At 45.0% G+C, this 24,908-nt stretch carries 24 protein-coding genes; 21 read left to right on the top strand and 3 right to left on the bottom strand.

Annotated features, from left to right (window positions below; translation table 11 throughout):
- Positions 1-12 precede the first annotated feature (12 nt).
- The 3 genes from leuS to BACCOP_RS02245 all read right to left on the bottom strand — a co-directional run bounded on the left by leuS (position 13) and on the right by BACCOP_RS02245 (position 5,304).
- A complete protein-coding gene (leuS, locus tag BACCOP_RS02255) occupies positions 13-2,847 on the bottom strand; it encodes a leucine--tRNA ligase (protein ID WP_007565744.1) in 2,835 nt (944 codons plus the stop codon).
- Positions 2,848-3,378: 531 nt separating this feature from the next.
- Positions 3,379-4,875 carry an acetyl-CoA hydrolase/transferase family protein gene (locus BACCOP_RS02250; protein ID WP_007565743.1) on the bottom strand — a complete coding sequence of 499 codons (1,497 nt, stop codon included), beginning with the start codon at positions 4,873-4,875 and terminating at the stop codon, positions 3,379-3,381.
- Positions 4,876-4,926: 51 nt separating this feature from the next.
- The gene (locus tag BACCOP_RS02245) at positions 4,927-5,304 is read right to left on the bottom strand and encodes a hypothetical protein (RefSeq protein WP_148315647.1); all 378 of its coding nucleotides are present in this window, start codon (positions 5,302-5,304) and stop codon (positions 4,927-4,929) included.
- A gap of 118 nt (positions 5,305-5,422) precedes the next feature.
- On the opposite strand from BACCOP_RS02245, the gene miaB reads away from it, so the two are divergent.
- The 21 genes from miaB to BACCOP_RS02140 all read left to right on the top strand — a co-directional run bounded on the left by miaB (position 5,423) and on the right by BACCOP_RS02140 (position 24,862).
- The gene (miaB, locus tag BACCOP_RS02240; protein WP_007565738.1) at positions 5,423-6,796 is read left to right on the top strand and encodes a tRNA (N6-isopentenyl adenosine(37)-C2)-methylthiotransferase MiaB; all 1,374 of its coding nucleotides are present in this window, start codon (positions 5,423-5,425) and stop codon (positions 6,794-6,796) included.
- Between the two features lie 55 nt (positions 6,797-6,851).
- Positions 6,852-8,864: a protein-disulfide reductase DsbD family protein gene (locus tag BACCOP_RS02235; RefSeq protein WP_007565737.1), complete on the top strand. Its 2,013-nt coding sequence runs from the start codon at positions 6,852-6,854 to the stop codon at positions 8,862-8,864.
- Between the two features lie 173 nt (positions 8,865-9,037).
- Positions 9,038-10,660 (top strand): leucine-rich repeat protein, encoded by a 1,623-nt coding sequence (locus tag BACCOP_RS02230; RefSeq protein WP_007565735.1) that lies wholly within the window; start codon positions 9,038-9,040, stop codon positions 10,658-10,660.
- Positions 10,661-10,858: 198 nt separating this feature from the next.
- Positions 10,859-11,755, top strand: a complete 897-nt coding sequence (locus BACCOP_RS02225; RefSeq protein WP_040311731.1) for a class I SAM-dependent methyltransferase — start codon at positions 10,859-10,861, stop codon at positions 11,753-11,755.
- 4 nt (positions 11,756-11,759) lie between these two features.
- Entirely contained in the window at positions 11,760-12,632 is an 873-nt protein-coding gene (locus BACCOP_RS02220) for a cell division protein FtsX (protein ID WP_007565731.1), read from the top strand.
- A 35-nt stretch (positions 12,633-12,667) separates the two neighbouring features.
- Positions 12,668-12,922 carry a DUF3098 domain-containing protein gene (locus BACCOP_RS02215; RefSeq protein WP_007565729.1) on the top strand — a complete coding sequence of 85 codons (255 nt, stop codon included), beginning with the start codon at positions 12,668-12,670 and terminating at the stop codon, positions 12,920-12,922.
- A complete protein-coding gene (locus tag BACCOP_RS02210) occupies positions 12,919-13,722 on the top strand; it encodes an undecaprenyl-diphosphate phosphatase (RefSeq protein WP_007565726.1) in 804 nt (267 codons plus the stop codon). The genes BACCOP_RS02215 and BACCOP_RS02210 overlap by 4 nt, the downstream gene beginning before the upstream one ends.
- Positions 13,723-13,732: 10 nt before the next feature.
- Complete coding sequence (truB, locus tag BACCOP_RS02205) at positions 13,733-14,437, top strand: tRNA pseudouridine(55) synthase TruB (protein ID WP_007565724.1); 705 nt, start codon at positions 13,733-13,735, stop codon at positions 14,435-14,437.
- 15 nt (positions 14,438-14,452) lie between these two features.
- Complete coding sequence (queA, locus tag BACCOP_RS02200; RefSeq protein WP_007565722.1) at positions 14,453-15,508, top strand: tRNA preQ1(34) S-adenosylmethionine ribosyltransferase-isomerase QueA; 1,056 nt, start codon at positions 14,453-14,455, stop codon at positions 15,506-15,508.
- Between the two features lie 9 nt (positions 15,509-15,517).
- Positions 15,518-15,991, top strand: a complete 474-nt coding sequence (folK, locus tag BACCOP_RS02195) for a 2-amino-4-hydroxy-6-hydroxymethyldihydropteridine diphosphokinase (protein WP_007565720.1) — start codon at positions 15,518-15,520, stop codon at positions 15,989-15,991.
- A gap of 209 nt (positions 15,992-16,200) precedes the next feature.
- Positions 16,201-17,496 carry a methionine adenosyltransferase gene (metK, locus tag BACCOP_RS02190; RefSeq protein ID WP_007565718.1) on the top strand — a complete coding sequence of 432 codons (1,296 nt, stop codon included), beginning with the start codon at positions 16,201-16,203 and terminating at the stop codon, positions 17,494-17,496.
- A 91-nt stretch (positions 17,497-17,587) separates the two neighbouring features.
- Complete coding sequence (locus BACCOP_RS02185; protein ID WP_007565716.1) at positions 17,588-18,175, top strand: LOG family protein; 588 nt, start codon at positions 17,588-17,590, stop codon at positions 18,173-18,175.
- On the top strand, positions 18,172-18,981 hold the full coding sequence (locus tag BACCOP_RS02180; RefSeq protein ID WP_007565714.1) for a DUF4271 domain-containing protein: 810 nt from the start codon (positions 18,172-18,174) through the stop codon (positions 18,979-18,981). Before BACCOP_RS02185 ends, BACCOP_RS02180 begins: the two co-directional genes overlap by 4 nt.
- A gap of 4 nt (positions 18,982-18,985) precedes the next feature.
- A complete protein-coding gene (locus BACCOP_RS02175; protein WP_007565712.1) occupies positions 18,986-19,732 on the top strand; it encodes a uroporphyrinogen-III synthase in 747 nt (248 codons plus the stop codon).
- 84 nt (positions 19,733-19,816) lie between these two features.
- Positions 19,817-20,212, top strand: a complete 396-nt coding sequence (rnpA, locus tag BACCOP_RS02170) for a ribonuclease P protein component (protein ID WP_007565710.1) — start codon at positions 19,817-19,819, stop codon at positions 20,210-20,212.
- Positions 20,209-20,430, top strand: a complete 222-nt coding sequence (gene yidD, locus BACCOP_RS02165; RefSeq protein WP_007565708.1) for a membrane protein insertion efficiency factor YidD — start codon at positions 20,209-20,211, stop codon at positions 20,428-20,430. Before rnpA ends, yidD begins: the two co-directional genes overlap by 4 nt.
- Before the next feature lie 19 nt (positions 20,431-20,449).
- Positions 20,450-21,085 carry a TatD family hydrolase gene (locus tag BACCOP_RS02160; protein ID WP_007565706.1) on the top strand — a complete coding sequence of 212 codons (636 nt, stop codon included), beginning with the start codon at positions 20,450-20,452 and terminating at the stop codon, positions 21,083-21,085.
- A gap of 75 nt (positions 21,086-21,160) precedes the next feature.
- A complete protein-coding gene (gene tyrS, locus BACCOP_RS02155) occupies positions 21,161-22,453 on the top strand; it encodes a tyrosine--tRNA ligase (protein WP_007565704.1) in 1,293 nt (430 codons plus the stop codon).
- A gap of 154 nt (positions 22,454-22,607) precedes the next feature.
- Positions 22,608-22,796 carry a hypothetical protein gene (locus BACCOP_RS02150; RefSeq protein WP_007565702.1) on the top strand — a complete coding sequence of 63 codons (189 nt, stop codon included), beginning with the start codon at positions 22,608-22,610 and terminating at the stop codon, positions 22,794-22,796.
- A gap of 141 nt (positions 22,797-22,937) precedes the next feature.
- Positions 22,938-23,747: a UDP-2,3-diacylglucosamine diphosphatase gene (locus BACCOP_RS02145; protein ID WP_007565698.1), complete on the top strand. Its 810-nt coding sequence runs from the start codon at positions 22,938-22,940 to the stop codon at positions 23,745-23,747.
- Positions 23,744-24,862: a glycosyltransferase family protein gene (locus tag BACCOP_RS02140; protein WP_007565696.1), complete on the top strand. Its 1,119-nt coding sequence runs from the start codon at positions 23,744-23,746 to the stop codon at positions 24,860-24,862. The genes BACCOP_RS02145 and BACCOP_RS02140 overlap by 4 nt, the downstream gene beginning before the upstream one ends.
- The last annotated feature ends 46 nt before the right edge of the window (positions 24,863-24,908 follow it).

The following is a 24,908-nucleotide window of genomic DNA, read 5'->3' as shown; positions in this document are numbered from 1 at the left end:
AAACGACTGCTATTAAAGTACAATATTTACAATCTTCTTCGGAACAATAATGACCTTTTTAGGAGTCTTTCCTTCAATCCATTTTTGAGATTGTTCGTCAGCCATTACAGCAGCTTGTATCGTGTCATTATCTGCATCTGCAGGGAACTCCATAGTGAAACGAGCCTTTCCGTTGAAAGAAATGGTATATTTTACACTATCTTCCTTCAGATATTCTTCATTAAATGCCGGCCATTGTGCATCACAAACAGATGTTGTATTGCCCAAAGCTTCCCACAACTCTTCTGCCAGATGAGGAGCAAATGGAGCAATGATGACAATCAAGTCGCTCAACACGGCCTTGTTACGGCACTTCAGTGAAGTCAGTTCATTCACACAAATCATGAATGCACTGATAGAAGTATTGTAAGAGAAGGTTTCGATATCACCAGTTACTTTCTTAATCAACTTATGAACAGCCTTCAACTCCTCTTTAGTCGGTTCTCCTTCTGCTGGCATGAAGTTGCCCTGACGGTCGTAGAACAAGTTCCAGAGTTTCTTCAAGAAACGGTGAACACCATCGATACCATTTGTATCCCATGGTTTAGACTGCTCTACCGGTCCGAGGAACATTTCGTACATACGCAGTGTATCAGCTCCGTATTTCTCTACAATCATATCCGGATTCACTACGTTATACATCGATTTACTCATCTTTTCTACAGCCCATCCACAGATATACTTGCCGTCTTCCAAAATAAATTCGGCATTGTTGTATTCCGGACGCCAGTTTTTGAAAGCTTCTACATCCAATACATCATTTGAAACGATATTAACATCTACATGAAGCGGAGTCACATCGTACTGATCTTTCAAGCCCAATGAAACGAATGTGTTAGTATCCTTGATACGGTAAACGAAATTGCTTCGTCCCTGAATCATACCCTGATTAACAAGCTTCTGGAATGGTTCTTCCTTAACACTTACACCCAGATCGAACAGGAACTTGTTCCAGAAACGAGAATAAATCAAGTGTCCGGTAGCATGTTCTGTACCACCTACGTACAAATCAACATTCTGCCAGTAATGGTCGGCTTTCTCAGAAACCAGTGCCTGATCATTGTGCGGATCCATGTAACGCAAATAATAAGCCGATGAACCAGCAAATCCCGGCATGGTATTCAGTTCAAGTGGGAAAACAGTTACGTTATCTATTTTAGAATTTTCTACGACTTCACCTTTAACCACATCCCATGCCCACTTAGTAGCATGTCCCAATGGAGGTTCTCCGGTTTCCGTAGGCAAAAATTTATCTACCTCAGGAAGTTCCAGCGGCAACTTGCTCTCATCAATCATATAAGGCATACCATCCTTGTAATAAACCGGAAACGGTTCACCCCAATAACGCTGACGAGAGAAAATAGCGTCACGCAAACGATAGTTTACTTTTACACGACCCAACTGATGCTCCTTCACATATTTTTTGGTTATGGCAATAGCTTCTTTGATAGTCAATCCGTTCAGGTTCAAGTCGCAATACGGAGTAGCTCCTGCTTTCGGAGAATTACATACGATACCTTCTTTAGCATCGAAGCTTTCTTCCGACACATCACAACCTTCTACCAATGGAACGATAGGCAAGTTGAAGTGTTTTGCAAAAGCATAGTCACGACTATCGTGAGCCGGAACAGCCATAATGGCTCCTGTACCATATCCAGCCAATACATAGTCGCTGATCCATACTGGAACAGATTCACCAGTAAACGGATTCACTGCATACGAACCACTGAATACACCGGTAACACGGCGATCGGCGATACGTTCACGTTCGGTACGCTTCTTAGTACGGTCCAGATAAGCTTCCACTTCTGCTTTCTGTGCCTCAGTTGTCAGTACAGAAACCAGTTCACTTTCAGGAGCCAGTACCATGAAAGTAACACCAAACATAGTATCAGCACGAGTAGTAAAGATGGTAAATTCCAAATCGCTGTCTTTTACCTTGAAACGTACCTCTGCACCTTCCGAACGACCAATCCAGTTACGCTGTGTTTCTTTCAGAGAATCAGTCCAATCTACAGTTTCCAGTCCGTCGAGCAAGCGCTGAGCATATGCTGACACACGCAGACACCACTGACGCATCTTCTTCTGCACCACCGGATAACCACCACGTTCAGATACGCCGTCCACTACTTCATCGTTAGCAAGTACAGTACCCAGTTGCGGACACCAGTTAACCATAGTTTCACCCAAATAAGCGATACGGTAGTTCATCAGCACTTCCTGCTGTTCCTTTTCGCTCTTTGCTTTCCATTCTTCTGCTGTAAAGCTCAGTTCCTCACTACAAGCTACATCCAGTCCTTCTGTTCCTTTCTCCTCGAAATGCTTGATCAGTTCACTGATAGGTTCAGCTTTTCCACAAGTATTGCAATAATAGCTGTTGAACATTTTCTGGAAAGCCCATTGAGTCCAGTGATAATAACCCGGCTCACAAGTACGAACTTCACGGTCCCAGTCGAATGAAAAACCGATTTTATCCAACTGCTGACGGTAACGGTTAATATTGTTTACGGTAGTGATAGCCGGATGCTGACCGGTCTGAATAGCATATTGTTCAGCAGGCAAACCATAAGCATCGTATCCCATCGGATTCAATACATTATAGCCCTGCAAGCGTTTGTAACGAGCATAAATATCGCTGGCAATGTAGCCCAGCGGGTGACCAACATGAAGTCCTGCTCCCGACGGATAAGGGAACATGTTCAGTACATAGAACTTCTTTTTCGATTCGTCTTCGACAACCTTGTAGGTTTTGTTGTCTACCCACTTCTGCTGCCATTTTTTCTCGATCTCTCTGAAATTATATTCCATAGTGATGTTATATATTTGATTTTTACTATTTCCCACAATACCGTGCAAAGATAGTAAGACTTCGGGAATAAAACCGATTTTTCCGCTAACAAATATCCGACCAATCCGTTATCTTGCAGCCTATTAACTCATACTCCTTCCCTAGTTGACATTCCTGCCGCTTTTTCCCCATTACTCAACAACTAATTATACTGCATCTTTTCACACTAATACTTATCAGGTTTTTAACGGAATAATCAACTATTACCAACAGGTTGTTAACACCTGTTGAAACAATAACTAAAATTCTATTTATCAGAAATATATATCTATCACATCCCCATATAGAACAAGGATTTTAACAGAGATATTCACACTTATTTCACACCCCTGTTTATATACAAATACACTTTTCAACAAGCTTATCAAAAGAGTTTTTCCTAACAGCAACTATACCCAAAAAGAAAATTCCCCTCTGAGCTTTCCGTTTTTCTGTAAAGCAGAACCAATAACGGAACCCAGAGGGGAATCGATATCAGATAAATTAAAAAGTTACTTTTCGAAGTCAGCCCAGTTAGTCAGACGCATATCACCCTGTTTGATGAAAACCTGATGCATACCCAACGCTGCCGACAAACTGTGGCAAGTCTGTCCCTTAGTAGAAATCTTCAGATAATCCCACAACAGTTGTTTGTAGTCCGGATGTGCACAGTTTTCGATTACAGCCTGTGCACGTTCCATCGGACTCTTTCCACGTAAATCAGCAATACCCTGTTCGGTGATAATCACATTTACAGAGTGTTCACTATGATCGAGGTGAGAAACCATCGGCACGATTGAACTGATACATCCTCCTTTTGCTGTCGACGGACAAGAGAAGATAGAGATATAAGCACTGCGGGTAAAGTCGCCCGAGCCACCGATGCCATTCATCATCTTCGTACCGCAGATATGAGTTGAGTTTACATTTCCGTAAATATCAGCTTCGATGGCTGTATTCATTGAAATAACACCGATACGACGAACAACTTCCGGACAGTTAGATATTTCCGACGGACGAAGTACAAGCTTGTGGCGGAAGAAATCCATATTATCATAAATATCTTGCAGACAGTCGTTTGTAACACTGAGTGAACAAGTACTTCCAAACTTGATTCTACCCTCTTTAATCAATTTGATGACTGAGTTCTGAATAACCTCCGTATACATTTCGAACGGTGGAATACTGGGATCCTTGCCCAATGCACTGAGTACAGCATTAGCAATATTTCCCACTCCCGACTGCAACGGAAGGAAAGTAGACGGAATAATTCCTCGGCGCATATCTGCCGCAAGGAAGTCAGCTACATTCTGACCAATTTTATCCGTAATAGGATCCGGTTCATGGAATCCTCTCGCTTCATCAGGCAGATTCACTTCTACCACTCCTACTATCTTTTCCGGACTTACCTGAATATAAGGCAATCCGATACGGTCGCTTGGACGTACAATAGGAATCGGACGACGATAAGGAGGGCGTTCCATTTCATACAAATCGTGCACACCTATCAGGCTTTTGCTGTGCGCAGCATTAAGCTCTACTATCACCCGGTCGGCAAGACGAGCAATTGTCGGAGTAATTCCCACACCTGCAGTCAGATAGATCCGTCCGTCTTCTGTAATTTCACAGGCTTCGATGATAGCTGTAGTTACATGACCTAAAAAACCGGAACGCAAACGCTGGGCAACCTGAGAAAGATGTATATCCGTATAATTGATTTCACCGGCATTGACTACTTTGCGGAAGTCAGTATTCGTGGTATATGGAGCACGGAAGTGAATAGCATGAGCACGAGTGAGCACTCCGTCGCAAGAATCTCCGGTAGAAGCTCCCGTAATAATACCTACCTGAAAGTGTTCTCCCCTGGCGTGTTTTTCTTCAGCCTGCCTCGCAAGCTCTGCAGTTACGGCTTTCGGACTTCCTGCCGGCGTAAACCCGCTCAGGGCAATTATCTCTCCATCTTTTATCAAGCTGGCAGCTTCGGCTGCGGTCATAAAATTATAAGTCATGGTATTAGGTGTTTTTATAATTATTAGTATTAAACTTACAAAATCTGCTTATTAGTATTTACGGTTAAAAATCTCGGAATAAATAAATGCACGCCTTGCGTCCGCAGGTGTCTTCAACCGGACAGTGCTACCTGACTCAGGCTGTTGGGCAGTAGATAGCGCATCCTTCTGAAGCGCTTCTTCCGATAACTTCCGATGCTTTCTCCCCTCTCCTTTTCTTTTCTTATTAAGCTTATTATCAGCACTTTGTTCAACGCATTCATTTTGTTGACCAGCCATGATAATATCCGGCTCTACATGGACTGTTGCCGGCTTAGCCATCTTCTTACGGGAGGGTTTGTTCCTTTTCTTTTCCTTTTTGGCATAATTCTGATAAGTGGCGAAAGCAATAGCCGCCACTATAACAAATATTTTTATCACTTCGTCCATAGTCTGCCAAAATGTTAAGGATTTGCCCAAAGATACTAATAAATATAACACATTCATGGATTTTAGGGAAGAAACTCATATCTTTGCAAATGAATTTATTAAATAATAACATAACATTATGACAAAAGAAGCTACGGGAGCGGACTTTAAATCCGCAACCGAACTGGAAACCAAAAAACTGTTTATCGAAACCTACGGCTGTCAGATGAATGTTGCGGATAGCGAAGTCATCGCATCTATCATGCAAATGGCAGGATACAGTCCGTGCGAAAGCCTCGATGAAGCTGATGCCGTATTTATGAACACTTGTTCTATCCGTGACAATGCCGAGCAGAAAATCCTGAACCGGCTGGAGTTCTTCCATTCTCTGAGAAAGAAGCGCAAGCACCTGATTGTCGGAGTATTGGGATGTATGGCAGAACGTGTAAAAAACGATCTGATAGAAAATCACCACGTCGACCTGGTAGCAGGACCGGATGCTTATCTCACATTGCCCGATTTGATCGGCGCAGTTGAGGCAGGAGAGAAGGCCATCAATGTAGAGCTTTCTACAACTGAAACTTATCGCGATGTCATTCCGTCACGCATCTGTGGAAATCACATTTCCGGATTCGTATCTATCATGCGCGGCTGCAACAATTTCTGTCACTATTGCATTGTGCCTTACACTCGCGGACGCGAAAGAAGCCGTGATGTGGAAAGCATTCTGAACGAAGTGCACGATTTACAGCAGAAAGGGTATAAGGAAGTAACGCTGTTAGGCCAGAACGTCAATTCTTATCGCTTCGAGCGGGAAGGAGAGGTCGTAACATTCCCGATGCTATTACGTATCGTTGCCGAGGCTGTGCCCGAAATGCGTGTACGCTTTACTACTTCACATCCCAAAGACATGAGTGATGAAACACTGTATGTCATTGCTGAAGTACCTAACGTATGCAAGCATATCCACCTGCCGGTACAGAGCGGAAGTTCGCGTATTCTGAAACTGATGAACCGCAAATATACGCGCGAATGGTACCTGGAAAGGGTAGAGGCCATCCGTCGCATCATTCCCGACTGTGGATTGAGTACTGATATCTTCTCCGGATTCCACTCCGAGACAGAAGAAGATCACCAGATGAGTCTTTCGCTGATGCGTGAATGTGCATACGACTCAGCTTTCATGTTCAAATATTCCGAACGACCGGGAACATATGCTTCGAAACATCTGCCTGATGATGTTCCCGAAGAAGTTAAAATACGCCGGTTAAACGAAATGATTGAATTGCAGAACCAGTTATCTGCCGAAAGCAATGCCCGCAATGTAGGAAAGACATTCGAGGTACTGGTAGAAGGCATATCAAAACGCTCCAAAGAACAGTTATTCGGACGTACCGAGCAGAATAAGGTAGTCGTATTCGACCGTGGCACACACCGTATCGGTGATCTTGTACGTGTGCGTATCACCGAATCCAGTTCTGCTACCCTGAAAGGTATCGAAGTAACCGAATAACCCCAGACAATAAAAACAAATTTCTTATTTATAATTCAAAATCCGAAAAGAAACAATGAAAAGAAGAATCACGCTCAGTTGGCTGCTCATGGCGTTAATCTGCCTGCCCATGTTCGCCCAGATGCAAGATCCGGTACGATTCAAGACCGAATGGAAAAACCTTTCGGCCAATGAGGCTGAAATTATTTTTACTGGTACGATGGACCAGGGCTGGCATGTTTATTCTACCGACCTGCAAGAAGGAGGTCCTACTTCTGCCACTTTCAACATCGACAAGATAGAAGGAGCAGAGCTGGTAGGAAAACTTACTCCGATAGGGAAAGAAATCAAACAGATGGACCCTATCTTCGAAATGGAAGTAAAATTCTTCGAAGGCACAGCTAAATTCTCACAGAAAGTTAAGCTCACTGGAGGCGACTATCTGATTACCGGATACCTGGAATTTGGTGCATGCAACGACCAGAACTGTCTGCCACCTACCAGCGTTGATTTTTCTTATAAAGGTACTGTAGCCGCAGCTGCTTCGGCAACAGCTGCACCAGCTAAAACAGAAGAAGCAACTGCACCTGCCGAATCAACAGAAACAGTAGATTCTACAGCAGCCGTAACAACTGCCCCTCAGACATTGCAGGAAGCTACCGATTACTGGAAACCGGTTATCAAAGAGCTATCCAATTACGGAAGCACCGAAGAACAGGAATCACATTCTTGGATTTACATCTTCTTCACCGGTCTGATCGGAGGTATTCTGGCCCTGTTCACACCTTGTGTATGGCCAATTATTCCGATGACTGTCAGCTTCTTCCTGAAACGTACTAAGGACAAAAAGAAAGGTATTCGTGACGCATGGACCTATGGTGCATCTATCGTTGTGATCTATGTAGCGCTGGGACTTGCTATTACACTGATATTCGGAGCTAGTGCACTGAACGCATTGTCTACCAATGCCATCTTCAATATCCTATTCTTCCTGATGCTGGTTATCTTTGCGGCTTCTTTCTTTGGAGCATTCGAGATCACCCTGCCGTCTAAGTGGAGCAACGCTGTCGACAGCAAGGCTGAAGCAACAACCGGTCTGCTGAGTATCTTCCTGATGGCATTCACTTTGTCATTGGTATCATTCTCTTGTACAGGTCCTATCATCGGCTTCCTGCTGGTAGAAGTTTCTACTACCGGTAGTGTTGTAGCGCCGGCTATCGGTATGTTAGGATTTGCCATTGCACTGGCTTTACCTTTCACACTGTTCGCTATGTTCCCGTCATGGCTGAAATCAATGCCGAAATCCGGAGGTTGGATGAACGTTATCAAGGTGGTACTGGGATTCCTGGAACTGGCGTTTGCCTTGAAATTCCTGTCGGTAGCCGACCTTGCTTACGGCTGGAGACTGCTCGACCGTGAAACATTCCTTGCACTTTGGATCGTTATCTTTGCTCTGCTGGGTATGTACCTGCTGGGTAAGATCAAATTCCCTCACGACGACGACAACAATAAGGTAGGAGTAGGACGTTTCTTCCTGGCACTCATCTCACTGGCATTTGCCGTATATATGATTCCGGGACTTTGGGGAGCTCCTCTGAAAGCTGTCAGCGCATTTGCACCTCCTATGCAGACTCAGGATTTCAACTTATACAAGAATGAAGTACACGCCAAGTTTACCGACTTCGATGCTGGTATGGAATACGCTCGCCAGAACAACAAACCGGTCATGATAGACTTCACCGGATATGGTTGCGTAAACTGCCGTAAGATGGAACTTGCTGTATGGACTGACCCGAAAGTAAGTCAGATGCTGAACGACGACTACGTACTTATCACGCTGTATGTAGACGAAAAGACCAAGCTTCCAGAACCGATAAAGGTTACAGAAAACGGAACAGAACGTACTCTTCGTACAATAGGTGACAAGTGGAGCTACCTGCAACGTTCTAAGTTCGGAGCCAATGCACAGCCATTCTATGTATTGCTCGACAACGAAGGCATGCCTCTGAACAAGTCATATTCTTACGACGAAGACATTGCTAAATATGTAGACTTCCTCCAGACAGGATTGAAAAACTACAAAAAATAATTACCCTCAGGATAAATAAATCAACAGGAAAGCTTCCGGAAAGTCATTCATTTGACCTCCGGAAGCTTTTTTTATTTTACGCCACAAACAAAAAATCACTGTTTTCAGTGACAAAGAATTCTCTCGGAATACCGTTTCTTTGTAAGATAAACGAACCTCAAACAATCCATATCATGAAAGTAAGATTCTTATATTTATTGTGCTTGCTGACGTGTATATTACCAGCTTGCTCAAGCGATGACAATGAACCGGTAGACGAACCTGTAACAATAACAGGCGTAAGCGTTTCACCCGAAAGCATCAGTCTGGAATGTGGAGAAACAAAGCAGCTGACAGCCAAAATATCACCGGAAAATGCTACGGCAGGAGATATTACATGGACCTCATCCGATGAAGCAATAGCTACGGTATCATCCGATGGAACTGTAACCGGTATAAGCAAAGGAACGACCACCGTTACAGCCACAGTAAGCGGAAAAAGCGGAACATGTGAGGTGACTGTTACCCAAGAAGTACAGTCGGTAGAAATATCGCCTGCTACAGCAACCTTAACCAGCAAGGGAGAAACCATACAGCTCACCGCTACAGTCCTTCCAGAAGGGGCAGGAGAGGCCACATGGACATCTTCCGACGAAGCAGTAGCCACAGTATCACCCGAAGGAATTGTAACAGCCATAGGCGAGGGAACAGCTACCATCACAGCTACAGCCGGAGAAAAAACAGCTACTTGTACAATCACTGTCAGTATCTCTATTGTAGATATCGAGGGTAACCAAGCTACATTCCATCTCGACGGAGCCAGCGCTGCACAAGTATCACAAGCCATCAGTGAAGCAGCTCAGGCAGGTGTAACCCGTTTTATACTCACAGGAGATTCCGAAGCACTGGGACTATATGATGGAAATCCTTTCAGCGGTATCCAAATCGAATTACTCGACTTATCCGGAGTAACCGGATGGCAAGACCGGGATGCAAATGGCCTTCCTGAGCTGCCGGCAGAAAGCTTCAGACATACAAGCAGTTCCGATTTCTCCGGATTACAGGAAGTCATCCTGCCTCAGGAAATACAGCAACTGCAAGATTATGCTTTCTATAAATGCAGCAACCTGACCAAAATCACCGCTCCGGGCGTAGTCAGAGTAAACAGCTTTGCTTTCCAAAGTTGCACCAAACTAGCAGAAGTAAGTATGCCTGAAGTTACTTACCTTGGTACCAATGCCTTTATGTCAACAGCCCTGCAAGTTGCAGACTTCTCCAAATTGCAAACCCTTGAGGGTAGTGTATTCTGGCTTTGTTCCAAACTGACAGAAGTCAACTTGCCGGAAGCAACGACAATCGGAAACGCGACACTGGTTTCACAAGGTGGTTCCCGTACAGGAATAAATACATTTGGCGACTGTTCACAGCTGGAAAAAGTATACTTGCCTAAAGCAACTACCATCGGAGATGATGCATTCAGCAACTGTAAGTCACTGAAAGAAATAGAGCTTCCGCAGGCAACAACTGTCGGAAACAAAGCCTTCTATAACTGTACTGCACTGACCAGCGTCAACCTGCCTCAGGCAACCGCTCTAGGTGATGATGTATTTACAGAATGTACAGCCTTAAATACAATCAAGCTGATCGCCGAAGGAAGCATTTCGGTACAAAACTCAACATTCGGACCAGCCGATACCATCACAAAGAATGTCGACCTTACCCTGAATATCAATAAAAAAGGAGAAACATGGGATGAGTTCTGGCAAGAAGAAGAATGGAAAGACCATAAATGGAAAAGCATTTCTTTTGTTGAATAAGCTTTAATCCTATCATAAATGAATGCAGGTTATCCGGACAGAAGTTTCCCAGATAACCTGCATCGCTTAATTTGTAGTATTTTGATTATAAATTTCCCTACAATTTTTCTTTCACGCGAATTATACCCTTAAAGAACCTTAACAAAACACTCTCCATACCCGATTTATTTGTTATTTTGCAGCAAATTAGGGAATAAAGTGAATATACTCAATATAGATACATGTCCTCTCTGCGGGAAAACGCATTTTGAGGAAGTCATGACTTGCACGGACCATTATGCCACCGGTGAAAAATTTACGATTTACCGCTGTAAGGCGTGTGGTTTTTTGTTTACGCAGCATGTGCCCGACGAAAGTGAGATAGGCAGGTATTATGAATCGCCGGATTATATCTCGCACACGGATACGCGCAAGGGACTTGCCAACCGTCTGTATCACTATGTACGGGGATTTATGCTGGGACGCAAGGCTTCGCTGATAGAGCGGATCTGCGGTACCCGAAACGGAAGCTTGCTGGATATCGGTACGGGTACGGGGTATTTCAGCCATTTCATGCAGAAACGGGGATGGAAGGTTTCTGCCATCGAGAAGAGCCCGCAGGCACGGGCGTTTGCCAAGGAGCATTTCGAGCTGATGGTGGAGGCTCCGGAAGCGCTGGCGGCTTACGGCAAAGGGAGCTTCGATGTGATTACGCTGTGGCATGTCATGGAGCATTTGCAGGATATAAACGGTACCTGGAAACGGCTTGCCGACATGCTGAAGGAGTGTGGTGTACTGGTGGTAGCTGTACCTAATCCGGTTTCGTTCGATGCACAGCATTACAGGGAGATGTGGGCGGCGTATGATGTACCGCGGCATCTGTGGCATTTTACGCCTTCTGTCATGCAGCAGTTCGGAGCAAAATATGATTTTATCCTGACCGAACGGCATCCGATGCCGTTTGACGCGTTTTATGTTTCCATGCTTTCGGAAAAGTACCGGGGAAGCCGTATGCCTTTCCTGAAAGGTATGATTAAGGGAACGGAGGCGTGGTTTGCTTCGCTGGTGAAAAAGGAACAGAGCAGTTCCATGATTTACATATTCAGAAAAAAGTAAGGGTATGAGCAGAAAACCGAGATCTTTTTTTGATATGCAGTTCGTAACGTCGAGCATCAGTACGATGCTTGTCCTGCTGTTGTTGGGGATAGTCGTTTTTTTCGTAATGGCTGCCAACAATCTTTCTGTATATGTCCGCGAGAATATCGCTTTCTCAATTCTGATCAGTGATGATATGAAGGAGACGGATATTCTCCGCTTTCAGAAACAGCTGAACAAGGAGGTATATGTAAAGCAGACGACGTATATATCGAAGGCGCAGGCCCTGAAGGAGCAGACGGAGGCGATGGGAACAGATCCGGCGGAGTTTCTGGGGCATAATCCGTTTACGGCTTCCATCGAGGTGAAGCTGAATGCGGATTACGCAAATTCTGACAGCGTTGCGTGGATAAAGGATGAGATTCAGTCGAAGAACAAGCAAGTGATAGAGATCAATTACCCGCAGGATCTGCTGGATGCGGTAAACAGTAATATCCGGAAGATCAGTATTGTTTTGCTCGGACTGGCGGCACTGCTTACGCTTATTTCGTTTGCGCTTATCAACAATACCATCCGGCTGGCGGTATATTCGAAACGTTTTCTTATTCATACCATGAAGCTGGTGGGAGCCAGCTGGTCGTTTATCCGGCGGCCGTTTTTGCTGCGCAACATGTGGATAGGGATACTGGCTGCTACGATGGCGGATGCGGTACTGATAGGACTGGCGTATATGCTGGTGCGTTATGAACCGGACTTGCTGGCGGTGGTTACACCGGGGGTGATGGTTGTGGTGATGGGAGCGGTTTTTGTTTTCGGGGTGCTGATTACTTCGCTCTGCGCACTTATTTCCATCAACAAGTATCTCCGCATGAAAGTGAGTGAATTGTATTATATATAATAGGTGAAACTAACCAATCAATTTTTCTTTTCAATATGGACAAAAAGAACTTTGCCTTTGATAAAACGAACTTCATCCTGCTGGCTGCGGGTATGGTGGTGATTATCATCGGTTTCCTGCTGATGACGGGACCGGGCTCTACGGAAACGACTTTCGAGCCTGATATTTTCAGTGTACGTCGTATCAAGGTAGCACCGCTGGTTTGCTTCCTGGGATTTATTTTCATGATTTACGGTATACTGCGCAAACCGAAAAGTATTCAAGATAACGATAATAATCTGACGGAATGAGCTGGATAGAAGCATTGATCTTGGGTATTCTGCAGGGATTGACGGAATATCTGCCTGTGAGCAGCAGTGGACATCTGGCTATCGGATCGGCACTGTTCGGCATAGAAGGGGAGGAAAATCTGACGTTTACCATCGTGGTGCATGTGGCAACGGTGCTGAGTACGCTGGTTATCTTGTGGAAGGAAATAGACTGGATATTCCGCGGGCTGTTTAAATGGCAGCTGAACGAAGAAACAAAATATATATTGAACATCGTGGTATCGATGATTCCGATCGGCATTGTGGGGGTGTTCTTTAAGGATTATGTGGAGGGGATTTTCGACTCGGGACTGCTGATTGTGGGATGTATGCTCCTGCTGACGGCTGTACTGCTGACTTTCTCTTATTATGCGAAACCGAGACAGAAGGAACGTATCAGCATGAGGGATGCGTTTATTATCGGACTGGCGCAGGCTTGTGCGGTAATGCCGGGACTGTCACGCTCGGGAAGTACAATCGCTACCGGTCTGATACTGGGTAACAAGAAGGAAACGCTGGCTCAGTTTTCTTTCCTGATGGTGATACCGCCGATTCTGGGAGAGGCTTTGCTGGATGGAATGAAGATTATAAAGGATGCTTCTGCGGTAAGTGCGGGCATCAGCACGGCATCGCTGGTGGTAGGCTTCCTGGCTGCTTTCGTTTCGGGATGTATCGCATGTAAGTGGATGATTAATATTGTAAAGAAGGGCAAGCTGATCTGGTTTGGCGTGTATTGTGCCATCGTGGGTATCATCACGATTGTTACAAGCTTGCTGTCATAAACACAAACGGATGAACTTTAAAGAAGGAGAAGTGTTATATTTTGACAAGCCGCTGCGATGGACATCGTTCGCGCTTGTGAATAAAGTGAGGTATCATATCAGCCGCAAGCTGGGAGTGAAGAAAATAAAGGTAGGACACGCCGGAACGCTTGATCCGCTGGCTACGGGAGTCATGATTATCTGTACCGGAAAGGCTACCAAGCGTATCGAGGAGTTCCAGTATCACACCAAGGAGTATATCGCTACGCTGCAACTGGGGGCTACAACTCCCTCGTATGACCTGGAAAAGGAGATTGATGCTACGTATCCGACGGAGCATATCACACGCCAGCTGGTGGAGGATACGCTGAAGAATTTCATGGGAACGATAGAGCAGATTCCACCGGCTTTTTCGGCTTGTAAGGTGGACGGCAAACGTGCATACGACCTTGCCCGCAAGGGGGATGAGGTGGAGCTGAAACCGAAGACGCTGGTGATTGATGAAATTGAGTTGCTGGAATGTAACCTGCCGGAAATCAAGATTCGTGTGGTATGCAGCAAGGGAACGTATATCCGGGCGCTGGCACGCGACATCGGTGAAGCGCTGAACAGCGGAGCGCACCTTACCGGACTGATACGGACACGGGTAGGGGATGTCAGACTGGAGGATTGCATGCAGGTGGATGACTTTGAAGCATGGCTCGACCAACAGGATATAGAAATTACAAACGATTAAGGAAAGGATAATAAGATGAAACTGTCACAATTCAAATTTAAGTTGCCGGAAGATAAGATCGCACTGCACCCGGCGAAGTACAGAGATGAGTCGCGACTGATGGTGGTTCATAAGGCTACCGGAGAGATTGAACATGTGGTATTCAAGGATATCTTGAATTATTTTGATGACAAGGACGTATTTATCTTCAATGATACAAAGGTATTTCCTGCACGTTTATATGGTAATAAAGAAAAGACCGGAGCACGTATCGAGGTGTTCTTGTTGCGTGAGCTGAATGAGGAACTGCGCCTGTGGGATGTGCTGGTGGACCCGGCTCGTAAGATACGTATCGGAAACAAGCTTTATTTCGGAGATGACGACTCGATGGTGGCGGAAGTAATCGATAATACGACTTCACGCGGACGTACACTCCGTTTCCTGTACGACGGACCGCACGATGAGTTCAAGAAGGCGCTTTATGCACTTGGTGAACCGCCATTGCCACCGTTTATCCACCGTCCGGCTGAACCGGAGGATGAGGAACGCTTCCAGACAATCTTCGCGAAGAATGAAGGGGCTGTAACGGTACCGGCTGCGGGATTGCACTTCAGCCGTGAGCTGATGAAGCGTATGGAAATAAAGGGTATCGATTTCTCTTTCATTACCATGCACTGTGGACTGGGTGGTTTCCGTGATATCGACGTGGAGGATCTTACCAAGCATAAAATGGACTCGGAACAGATGTTTGTGGAGGCTGAGGCTTGCCGCATCGTAAACGAGGCAAAGGATCGTGGTAATAAGGTGTGTGCGGTAGGTACTGATGTTATGCGTGCCATAGAAACAGCTGTGGGTACCGACGGACACCTGAAGGAATTCGAGGGTTGGACAAACAAGTTTATTTTCCCTCCGTACGATTTCTCACTGGCTAATGCGATGGTCAGCAACTTCCATATGCCGCTGTCTACAATGCTGATGCTGGTTTGTTCTTATGGCGGATATGAACTGGTGATGGATGCTTATAACATTGCGCTGAAAGAGGATTACCGCTTCGGTACTTACGGGGATGCAATGCTGATACTGGATAAATAAACGGATACCATGGCAAAAGTTTACTTGGGCCTGGGTACAAACATGGGCGATAAAGAAGCAAACTTACGTACTGCCGTCCGATTGATAAATGACAGGATAGGGAAGGTGACTTCCCTATCTTCTTTTTATCGGACTGCTCCCTGGGGATTTGTGTCGGATAATGATTTTCTGAATGCGGCAGCATGCTCGGAAACGCTGCTCGATCCGCTGGAGGTACTGCATCTGACGCAGGCTATCGAGAAGGAAATGGGCAGAACGGCCAAGTCGGTGGAAAGGGTGTATAGTGACCGGCCGATAGACATCGACTTGCTGATGTACGATGATACGGTGATGCAGACTCCGGAACTGACACTGCCGCATCCGCTGATGGGGGAACGGAGTTTCGTCATGGACCCGCTGGCGGAAATTGCCGGTGAGATGGTGCACCCTGTTTCGGGACTGACGATGGAGGAAATGAGAAAAAGGCTTGCCCAATTTATATAAAGCTATGTTAAAAGAGGGATAACTTTGTAATTATTCCAATTTATATCTGTATTTTTGCAGCCGAAAATAAAAGTGGAAAGATTTGAGTAGCTTGCAACCACGGAAAAAAATGCTAAAACACATAGTATAACACTCTTCCCTGATACAACTATCTACTCTTGTCCGTACACGGATAAACTTTTAATTAATCCTTTTTTAATTTTAAAGACATGGGATATTTATTCACATCCGAATCGGTGTCGGAAGGACACCCCGATAAAGTGGCGGATCAGATTTCCGACGCTGTGCTTGACAAACTGTTGGCTTATGACCCCAGTTCAAAAGTAGCTTGCGAAACGTTGGTGACTACCGGACAGGTGGTACTGGCAGGAGAAGTGAAAACCAAAGCGTATATCGATCTTCAGCGTGTAGCTCGTGAGGTAATCAACAAGATTGGTTATACCAAGAGTGAGTATATGTTCGAAGGTAACTCGTGTGGCGTATTCTCGGCTATTCACGAACAGAGCCCTGACATTAACCGTGGAGTGGAACGCGAGGACCCGATGAATCAGGGTGCCGGCGACCAGGGTATGATGTTCGGCTACGCTACCAATGAAACTGAAAACTATATGCCGCTGTCGCTCGACCTGGCACATAAGCTGCTGATGGTGCTGGCTGAAATCCGCCGTGAAGGTAAGGTGATGACTTACTTGCGTCCGGACTCTAAGAGCCAGGTGACTATAGAATATGATGACGACCGCCGTCCGGTTCGTATCGATACCATTGTGGTTTCTACACAGCATGATGAGTTTATCCAGCCTGCTGACGACTCGAAGGAGGCTCAGCTGAAGGCGGATGAAGAGATGCTGGCAAAGATACGTCAGGATGTAATCGAAATCTTGATGCCGCGTGTTATTTCTGAAATTCATAATCCGGAAGTGCTGAAGTTGTTCAACGACCAGATTAAGTATCATGTGAACCCGACCGGTAAGTTCGTTATCGGTGGTCCGCACGGGGATACAGGACTGACCGGACGTAAGATTATCGTGGATACTTACGGTGGTGCTGGTGCTCACGGTGGTGGTGCATTCTCTGGAAAGGATCCTAGTAAGGTAGACCGTAGTGCGGCTTATGCAGCACGTCATATCGCCAAGAATCTGGTAGCTGCGGGTGTTGCCGACGAAATTCTGGTTCAGGTTTCGTATGCAATCGGTGTAGCGCGTCCGATTAATATTTACGTGAATACGTATGGACGCAGTAAGGTGGCTATGAGCGACGGTGAAATTGCCAAGAAGGTGGATGAAATCTTTGATATGCGTCCGCGTGCCATCGAAGAACGTCTGAAACTGCGTAACCCGATTTACAGTGAAACTGCTGCTTACGGACACATGGGACGTGAACCGAAGGTGATTACCAAGCATTTTGAATCGACATACGAAGGCAACAAGGATGTAGAGGTAGAACTCTTCACTTGGGAAAAGCTGGACTATGTAGACAAGGTGAAAGCTGCTTTCGGAATTAAATAACTGACTGTTATGTAAATGAATAAAGAGAATGAGGGATATTCCGAAGGGAGTATTCCTCATTTTTTGTCTTGATATACTTCAACGCTGACTGATGAACGATATTAAAAATGTATGTGTGTATAGTGCTTCGAGCACTAAAATTGACCAGTCTTATTTCGATGCTGCCGAAAAACTGGGGAAAATACTTGCTGAACGGAAGATTAATCTGATAAACGGTGCAGGGTGTCTGGGACTGATGTGTGCCATCAGTGATGCTACGCTACAGGCGGGCGGAACGGTTACCGGGGTGATTCCGCATTTCATGGTGGAGCAGGGCTGGCATCACAAGGGGCTTACGCAACTGATTGAAACGGAAACCATGCACGAACGCAAGCAGATCATGGCGGATATGTCCGACGGGGTGATTGCACTGCCCGGAGGATGCGGAACGCTGGAGGAGTTGCTGGAAATCATTACCTGGAAGCAGCTGGGGCTGTATCTGAAGCCTGTCGTTATTTTAAATATCAACCATTTTTATGATCCGCTGCTGGAGATGCTGAACCAGGCTATCGAACAGAATTTCATGCGCCGTGAGCATGGAGCTATCTGGCATGTGGCGGAGACACCCGAAGAAGCTGTAAATTTATTGTATAATACACCGGTATGGAGCAAAGAAATTCGTAAATTTGCGGCTATATGAGTACCGTCTGCCGTATAGGTGTAAAATATATTGCCGAGAAGATGGACGAGCAGCAGCAAAGGCTCGACCTGGCTCTGCCAGCAAGCGTACAGGCAAATCCGAAAGCCGGTATGCAGGGACAGCCGTTGCCTTACCAGTTGCGATCGGATGCTTTCGTTACCGGTATTATCCTGATTTGTTTCGTCCTGCTTTCTTATTCGCTGAAAAACGGAAAGAAATATGTGCTGCAACGGATAAAGGCGCTCTTCCAGTATAAAGAGCGGTTCAGCCTGTTCGATGATGCTACTACCTCGAGCAACCGGTATGTCTTTACGCTGACAATTATCAGTTGTGTATTGTCCGGACTATATATTTATGAGTACATATCCGAAACGGATTTCATGCTGATACGCTCGGTTTCGAACGGACTGATGCTGGGAATCTATATCGGAATGTCCTTATTTTACATCAGCTTCAAATGGGTGGCTTATCAGTTTGTCAATTGGATTTTTTTTGACAAAGAAAGAAATAATTACTGGACCCAGACCTATTTTGACCTGGTGAGCGGAATTAGTTTTTTACTTTTTCCGGTCATGTTGCTTATTATTTATTTCAATTTGGGTATCCAGACAAGTAAAGTTTTAATCGTTTTTCTCCTGCTTTTTGCTAAAATATTGTTATTTTATAAGTCTATCAGGAACTTTTTCAAACATGTTTATGGTTTTCTGCATTTTATTCTGTACTTTTGTGCACTCGAAATCATTCCCTTAATACTGTTTTGGAAAGGGATCACCTATATAAACAATATTTTGGTTTTAAAAATTTAAGACATTGAAGATTAAAAAAGTTCTAGTTTCTCAGCCTAAACCCACATCAGAGAAGTCGCCTTATTTCGACATTGCTGAGAAGTACGGTGTGAAAATAGATTTTCGCCCGTTTATAAAAGTTGAGAGTTTGTCGGCAAAGGAATTTAGACAACAGAAAGTTTCTATATTGGATCATACCGCCGTTGTATTTACTTCGCGCCATGCAATTGACCACTTCTTTAGTCTTTGTTCTGAGATGCGAATCACGATACCGGAAACCATGAAGTATTTCTGTACGTCGGAAACAATCGCTCTGTACATCCAGAAATATGTTCAATACCGTAAACGTAAGGTATTCTTCGGCGCAACAGGTAAGTTTGCTGATCTGCTTCCGCTGATAGTCAAACATAACACGGAGAAGTATTTTATTCCGATGTCGGACGTACATAACGACGAAGTGAAGAACTTGCTCGACAAGAATAAGATACAGCACACTGAAGCAATCATGTATCGTACTGTAAGTAATGATTTCACTCCGGAAGAAAAGTTCGATTACGACATGCTGATTTTCTTCAGCCCGGCAGGTATACAGTCGCTGATGAAGAACTTCCCCGATTTCGAACAGAAAGATATTGCCATCGGAAGCTTCGGACCTACTACAGCTCAGGCTGTAAAGGATGCAGGACTTCGCCTGGATCTGGAAGCTCCTACGGCAGCAGCTCCGTCGATGACAGCTGCACTGGATATGTTTATCCGTAAGCATAACGCATAAAAACAATTTTAGATTCGGGCACGGACTACAGAAATATACGGATTTCACGTATGAAACAGTAATCCGTGCCTAAATTATTTTATTATGGCAGAACAAGAAAAGCATACCTTTCCGAAAACAGAACGTCTGAGCAGTGTTATCCTGATAGAAAAGCTGTTTGCAGGCGGGAGCAAGTCGCTTCCGGCTTTTCCTCTGCGTATCGTATACATGCCGGTAGAAGGTGAGGAACTTCCGGCTGTTTCTGTACTGATAAGTGTACCTAAGAAGCGCTTTAAACGTGCGGTAAAAAGAAACCGGGTAAAGCGCCAGATACGTGAAGCGTACCGTAAACACAAGTATCTGCTTATCGATCCGCTGAAGGCTGCCGGAAAAAAAGCTGCCATTGCTTTTATCTGGCTGGACAATGAACTGCATGCTTCTGACGAAATAGAAGAGAAGGTCAAGAAATTACTTCAGATTACTGCGGAGCGTATGCTATGAGAAAGTTGCTGACATACTTGCTGTTGCTTCCTATTTATTTTTACCGGAACTGTATCTCTCCCTTTACTCCTCCTTCATGCCGTTTTACTCCGACGTGTTCGCAATATGCTGTAGAGGCTCTGAAGAAACACGGACCTTTTAAGGGGCTGTATCTCACGATACGGCGATTGCTGCGTTGTCATCCGTGGGGTGGATCGGGATATGACCCTGTTCCCTGAGCTTACTGTCTTTTACTGAATGTTACTGGATATTCATACTCATCGTTTGCTTGCTGATGCTTCGGCTGCCCTGTTGAGCTGTTGCATGCGTGATGTGCCTTTGCCTGAAGGGGCGAGATTTATCTCGGCGGGTATTCATCCCTGGTATCTTACGCGTGAGGATTATCCCCGTCAGCTGGAATGGGTGGTGTCTATGCTGAACGACCGGCGGGTAATCGCACTGGGTGAAGCCGGACTGGACAAGCGGTGTGATACGCCGTTCGATCTGCAGGTGGAGGCATTTCAGGCTATTGCTTTGCTGGCAAGCCGGCACCGGCTTCCGTTACTGATACATGCCGTCAAAAGCAGTGAAAAGCTTATCGCACTGAAAAAAAGGATGAAACCTGAAAATGCCTGGATCATTCATGGCTTCCGAGGGAAAAAGGAACTGGCTGAAAGTCTTGTCCGGCAGGGTTTTTATCTGTCGTTCGGCGAAAAATATCAGGCTGAGGCTTTGCAGGCCGTGCCAGCCGACAGGTTGCTGCTGGAAACGGACGAGAGTATCTGCCCGATAGAGGAACTATACCGGCGGGCTGCCCGTCAGCGGAATATCGGGGTAGAACAGCTCGTATCGGAGATACAAGAAACAACCAGCCTTCTCTTTTTTAATCAATAAAATTGGTTATTCAGAGAAAGAGTCGTACTTTTGCCTATCAATCAAATTATTATGTTAAACTAAGAATTTCATTCGATGAATTTTGTAGAAGAATTAAGATGGCGCGGAATGGTGCACACCATGATGCCGGGCACAGAAGAATTGCTGGAAAAGGAAATGGTTACAGCTTACCTGGGTATTGACCCGACAGCTGATTCATTGCATATCGGACACTTGTGTGGTGTGATGATGTTGAGACATTTCCAGCGCTGCGGACACAAACCGCTTGCCCTGGTAGGAGGTGCAACAGGTATGATCGGCGACCCGTCGGGTAAGTCACAAGAACGTAACCTGCTGGACGAAGAAACATTGCGCCATAATCAGGAATGTATCAAAAAGCAGTTGGGCAAGTTCCTCGACTTTGAGTCGGATGCCCCGAACCGTGCAGAACTGGTAAACAACTACGACTGGATGAAAGACTTCTCTTTCCTTGACTTTGCCCGTACGGTAGGAAAGCATATCACCGTAAACTACATGATGGCAAAGGATTCTGTTCAGAAACGTCTGAACGGAGAAGCTCGCGACGGTCTTTCATTCACTGAATTTACTTATCAGCTGTTACAAGGGTACGACTTCCTGCATCTGTATGAAACCAAAAACTGCAAGCTTCAGCTGGGTGGTTCCGACCAATGGGGTAACATTACAACCGGAGCTGAACTGATCCGCCGTACAAACGGAGGAGAGGTGTTTGCCCTGACTTGTCCGCTGATTACAAAGGCTGACGGAGGTAAGTTTGGAAAAACAGAATCAGGAAATATATGGCTCGATCCTCGATATACTTCGCCTTATAAGTTCTATCAGTTCTGGCTGAATGTGAGTGATGAAGATGCAAAACGCTATATCAAGATATTTACTTCACTGCCTAAGGAAGAAATAGACGCACTGATCGCTGAACACGAACCGGCTCCTCACTTGCGTGTATTGCAGAAACGTCTGGCAAAAGAAGTTACTATCATGGTTCACTCTGAAGCTGACTACGAAGCTGCTGTGGAAGCATCGGGTATTTTGTTCGGTAACGCTACTTCGGAAGCTCTGAAGAAGCTGGACGAAGATACGCTGTTGTCTGTATTCGAAGGTGTACCGCAGTTTGAGGTATCGAAGACGGATATCGAAGCGGGTATCAAGGCTGTAGACTTGTTTACTGAAAAAGCGGCTGTATTCGCATCGAAAGGTGAAATGCGTAAGCTGGTTCAGGGTGGTGGTGTTTCACTTAATAAGGAGAAACTGACTGCATTCGACCAGGAAATTACAACAGCTGACCTGCTTGATGAAAAATACTTGCTGGTTCAGCGTGGTAAGAAGAACTATTATTTGCTGATAGCGAAATAAAAAAGCTTATAACCTTATATGTATATTCTGAATCCCTTGCCCTTACGGGTGAGGGATTTTTTTGTTTCCGTTCTTAATAGAAAAGTAACTTCTTATACATCTCTACGTAACAGCATACCAGTACTTTTAGGTAGTTTTTTAAAAGAAGTCTACTATGAATATTATCTCAGGAAAATACGCAGTTTCGTGTACACCGGAAGGGAGTTATTACGCCTATTCACTCATGCACGAACAGTGTTGCGCTTACGGGGAAAGCGAAGAAGAAGCCCTTGAAAATCTGGAAACAATGGAGTCGGAGTTTCTGGAAGAAATAAATGAACTGTATCAAGAAGCTTGGGCATAAAATTACGACTATGAAAAATCTATTATCGAACGACCGGCTGAAAGCATATGCTGTTTGCCTGATTATGGTCTGCATCTCTTCATTGTATCTGTTTTATCTAGGGTATAATCTTTATCAATACGGACATTAAATAAGTTTAGCATGGAATCACGACGCAATTATCGTACGATTGTTCTTTCTGATATTCATTTAGGAACGTCTCACTCGAAAGTAGAACAGGTATGTAATTTCCTCAGTCAGGCTAACTGTGAACGGCTGATTCTGAACGGTGACATCATAGACGGATGGAGCTTGCAAAAATTCGGTGCCGGAAAGTGGAAGCCTCAACATACAAGGTTCTTCAAAATAATCATGAAGATGATGGAAAATTACGGAACAGAAGTAATCTATATAAGAGGGAATCATGATGATTTTATCGACAGCCTGGCTCCGCTGAAATTCGCCAACCTGAGTATTGTAAAAGAATATATGCTGGAAAGTAATGGAAGACATTACTTCATCACTCACGGGGATGTATTCGATAAGGTAACTACACAGATGAAATGGCTTGCCAAACTGGGGGATATCGGCTATACACTGCTGCTCTGGCTGAACAGCCAGTATAACCGCTGGCGAATCAAACAGGGAAAGCCTTACTATTCATTGTCGCAGGAGATAAAGCAGAAGGTGAAATCGGCTGTTTCGTATATATCGGACTTCGAAAAGGTATTGGCAGAATTTGCCCGTAACCGTCAGTGCGAAGGGGTGATATGCGGACATATTCATCATCCGGAGAATAAAATGATAGGTGATGTGCATTATCTGAACTCCGGCGACTGGGTTGAAACGATGTCGGCGCTCACTGAGGATGAAGAGGGCAACTGGGATATTCTGTATTATTCCGCTGACATGGATAAAGAAAATACAAACAACGAGAATATGGTTCTTACACTTATACCTGCTGCATCATGAAAGTAATATTTATTGTTCAGGGAGAGGGAAGAGGTCATCTTACGCAGGCTATTGCCATGGAAAGGCTTCTGACAAACAACGGATATCATGTGACCGAAGTACTGGTGGGAAAAAGCTTGTCGAAACGGCTCCCGGGATTTTTCACACGTAGCATTCAGGCTCCGATCAAACAGTTTTCAAGTCCTAACTTCCTGCCTACACGGGCTAATACACGGGCCAATATTCCATACAGCCTGATACGAAATCTGCTTAAGCTGCCCGAATATGTTGAAAGCATGCGCTTCATACACCAGCGTATCAAGAAAAGTGAAGCGGATATCGTAATCAACTTCTACGAACTGCTGACCGGATTTACTTATTTCTTATATCGCCCTGCCGCACCGCTAGTCTGTATCGGACACCAGTATCTGTTCCTGCACAAAGATTTCCACTTGCCTACAATTAACAAGACAGAGCTGTTCTTTCTGAATTTATTCAGCCGGCTTACGTCACTGGGAGCATCCCGGCGCCTTGCCTTATCTTTCCACTCGATGAACCCGGACAAGAAGCAAAATATTTATGTCGTACCGCCTCTGCTAAGACAGGATGTATTCTATCAGGAAGTCTCGCAGCATAATTATATCCATGGCTATATGGTTAATTCCGGATTTGCCGAGGATGTATACCAGTGGCATAAAGAATATCCGGACATACCTCTCCGGTTCTTCTGGGACAGATGGGAAGAAGAGCCTGTAAAGAGAATAGATGATACCTTGTCGTTCTATCAGCTGGATGATACGGTCTTTCTCCGGCAAATGGCAGGATGCAAGGCATATGCCAGCACGGCAGGATTTGAATCGATATGCGAAGCAATGTATTTCAGGAAACCTATCCTGATGGTTCCGGCACATATAGAACAAGAATGCAATGCATACGATGCGATGCAGAACGGGGCAGGAATCGTGGACGAAACATTCAATTTAAAACGCCTGCTTGACTTCAGCAAGGAGTATCAGCCGAACTTCAAATTCACTTACTGGGTACAGTCTGCCGAAAGCATTATTTTAAACGAACTGGAGAGTCTTGCTCCTACTCACTTTGAGGAACATATGTACATGGTGGAAGAATTTGTCTAAAATGTAAAAAATCTCTTCTTTTGTCATACACTTGTAACAAGAATGC

It is taken from the genome of Phocaeicola coprocola DSM 17136 (assembly GCF_000154845.1).
GTDB classification, from domain to species: domain Bacteria; phylum Bacteroidota; class Bacteroidia; order Bacteroidales; family Bacteroidaceae; genus Phocaeicola; species Phocaeicola coprocola.
The sequence above is the reverse complement of the archived record's forward strand: the minus strand, read 5'-3'. Positions and strand labels throughout refer to the sequence as shown.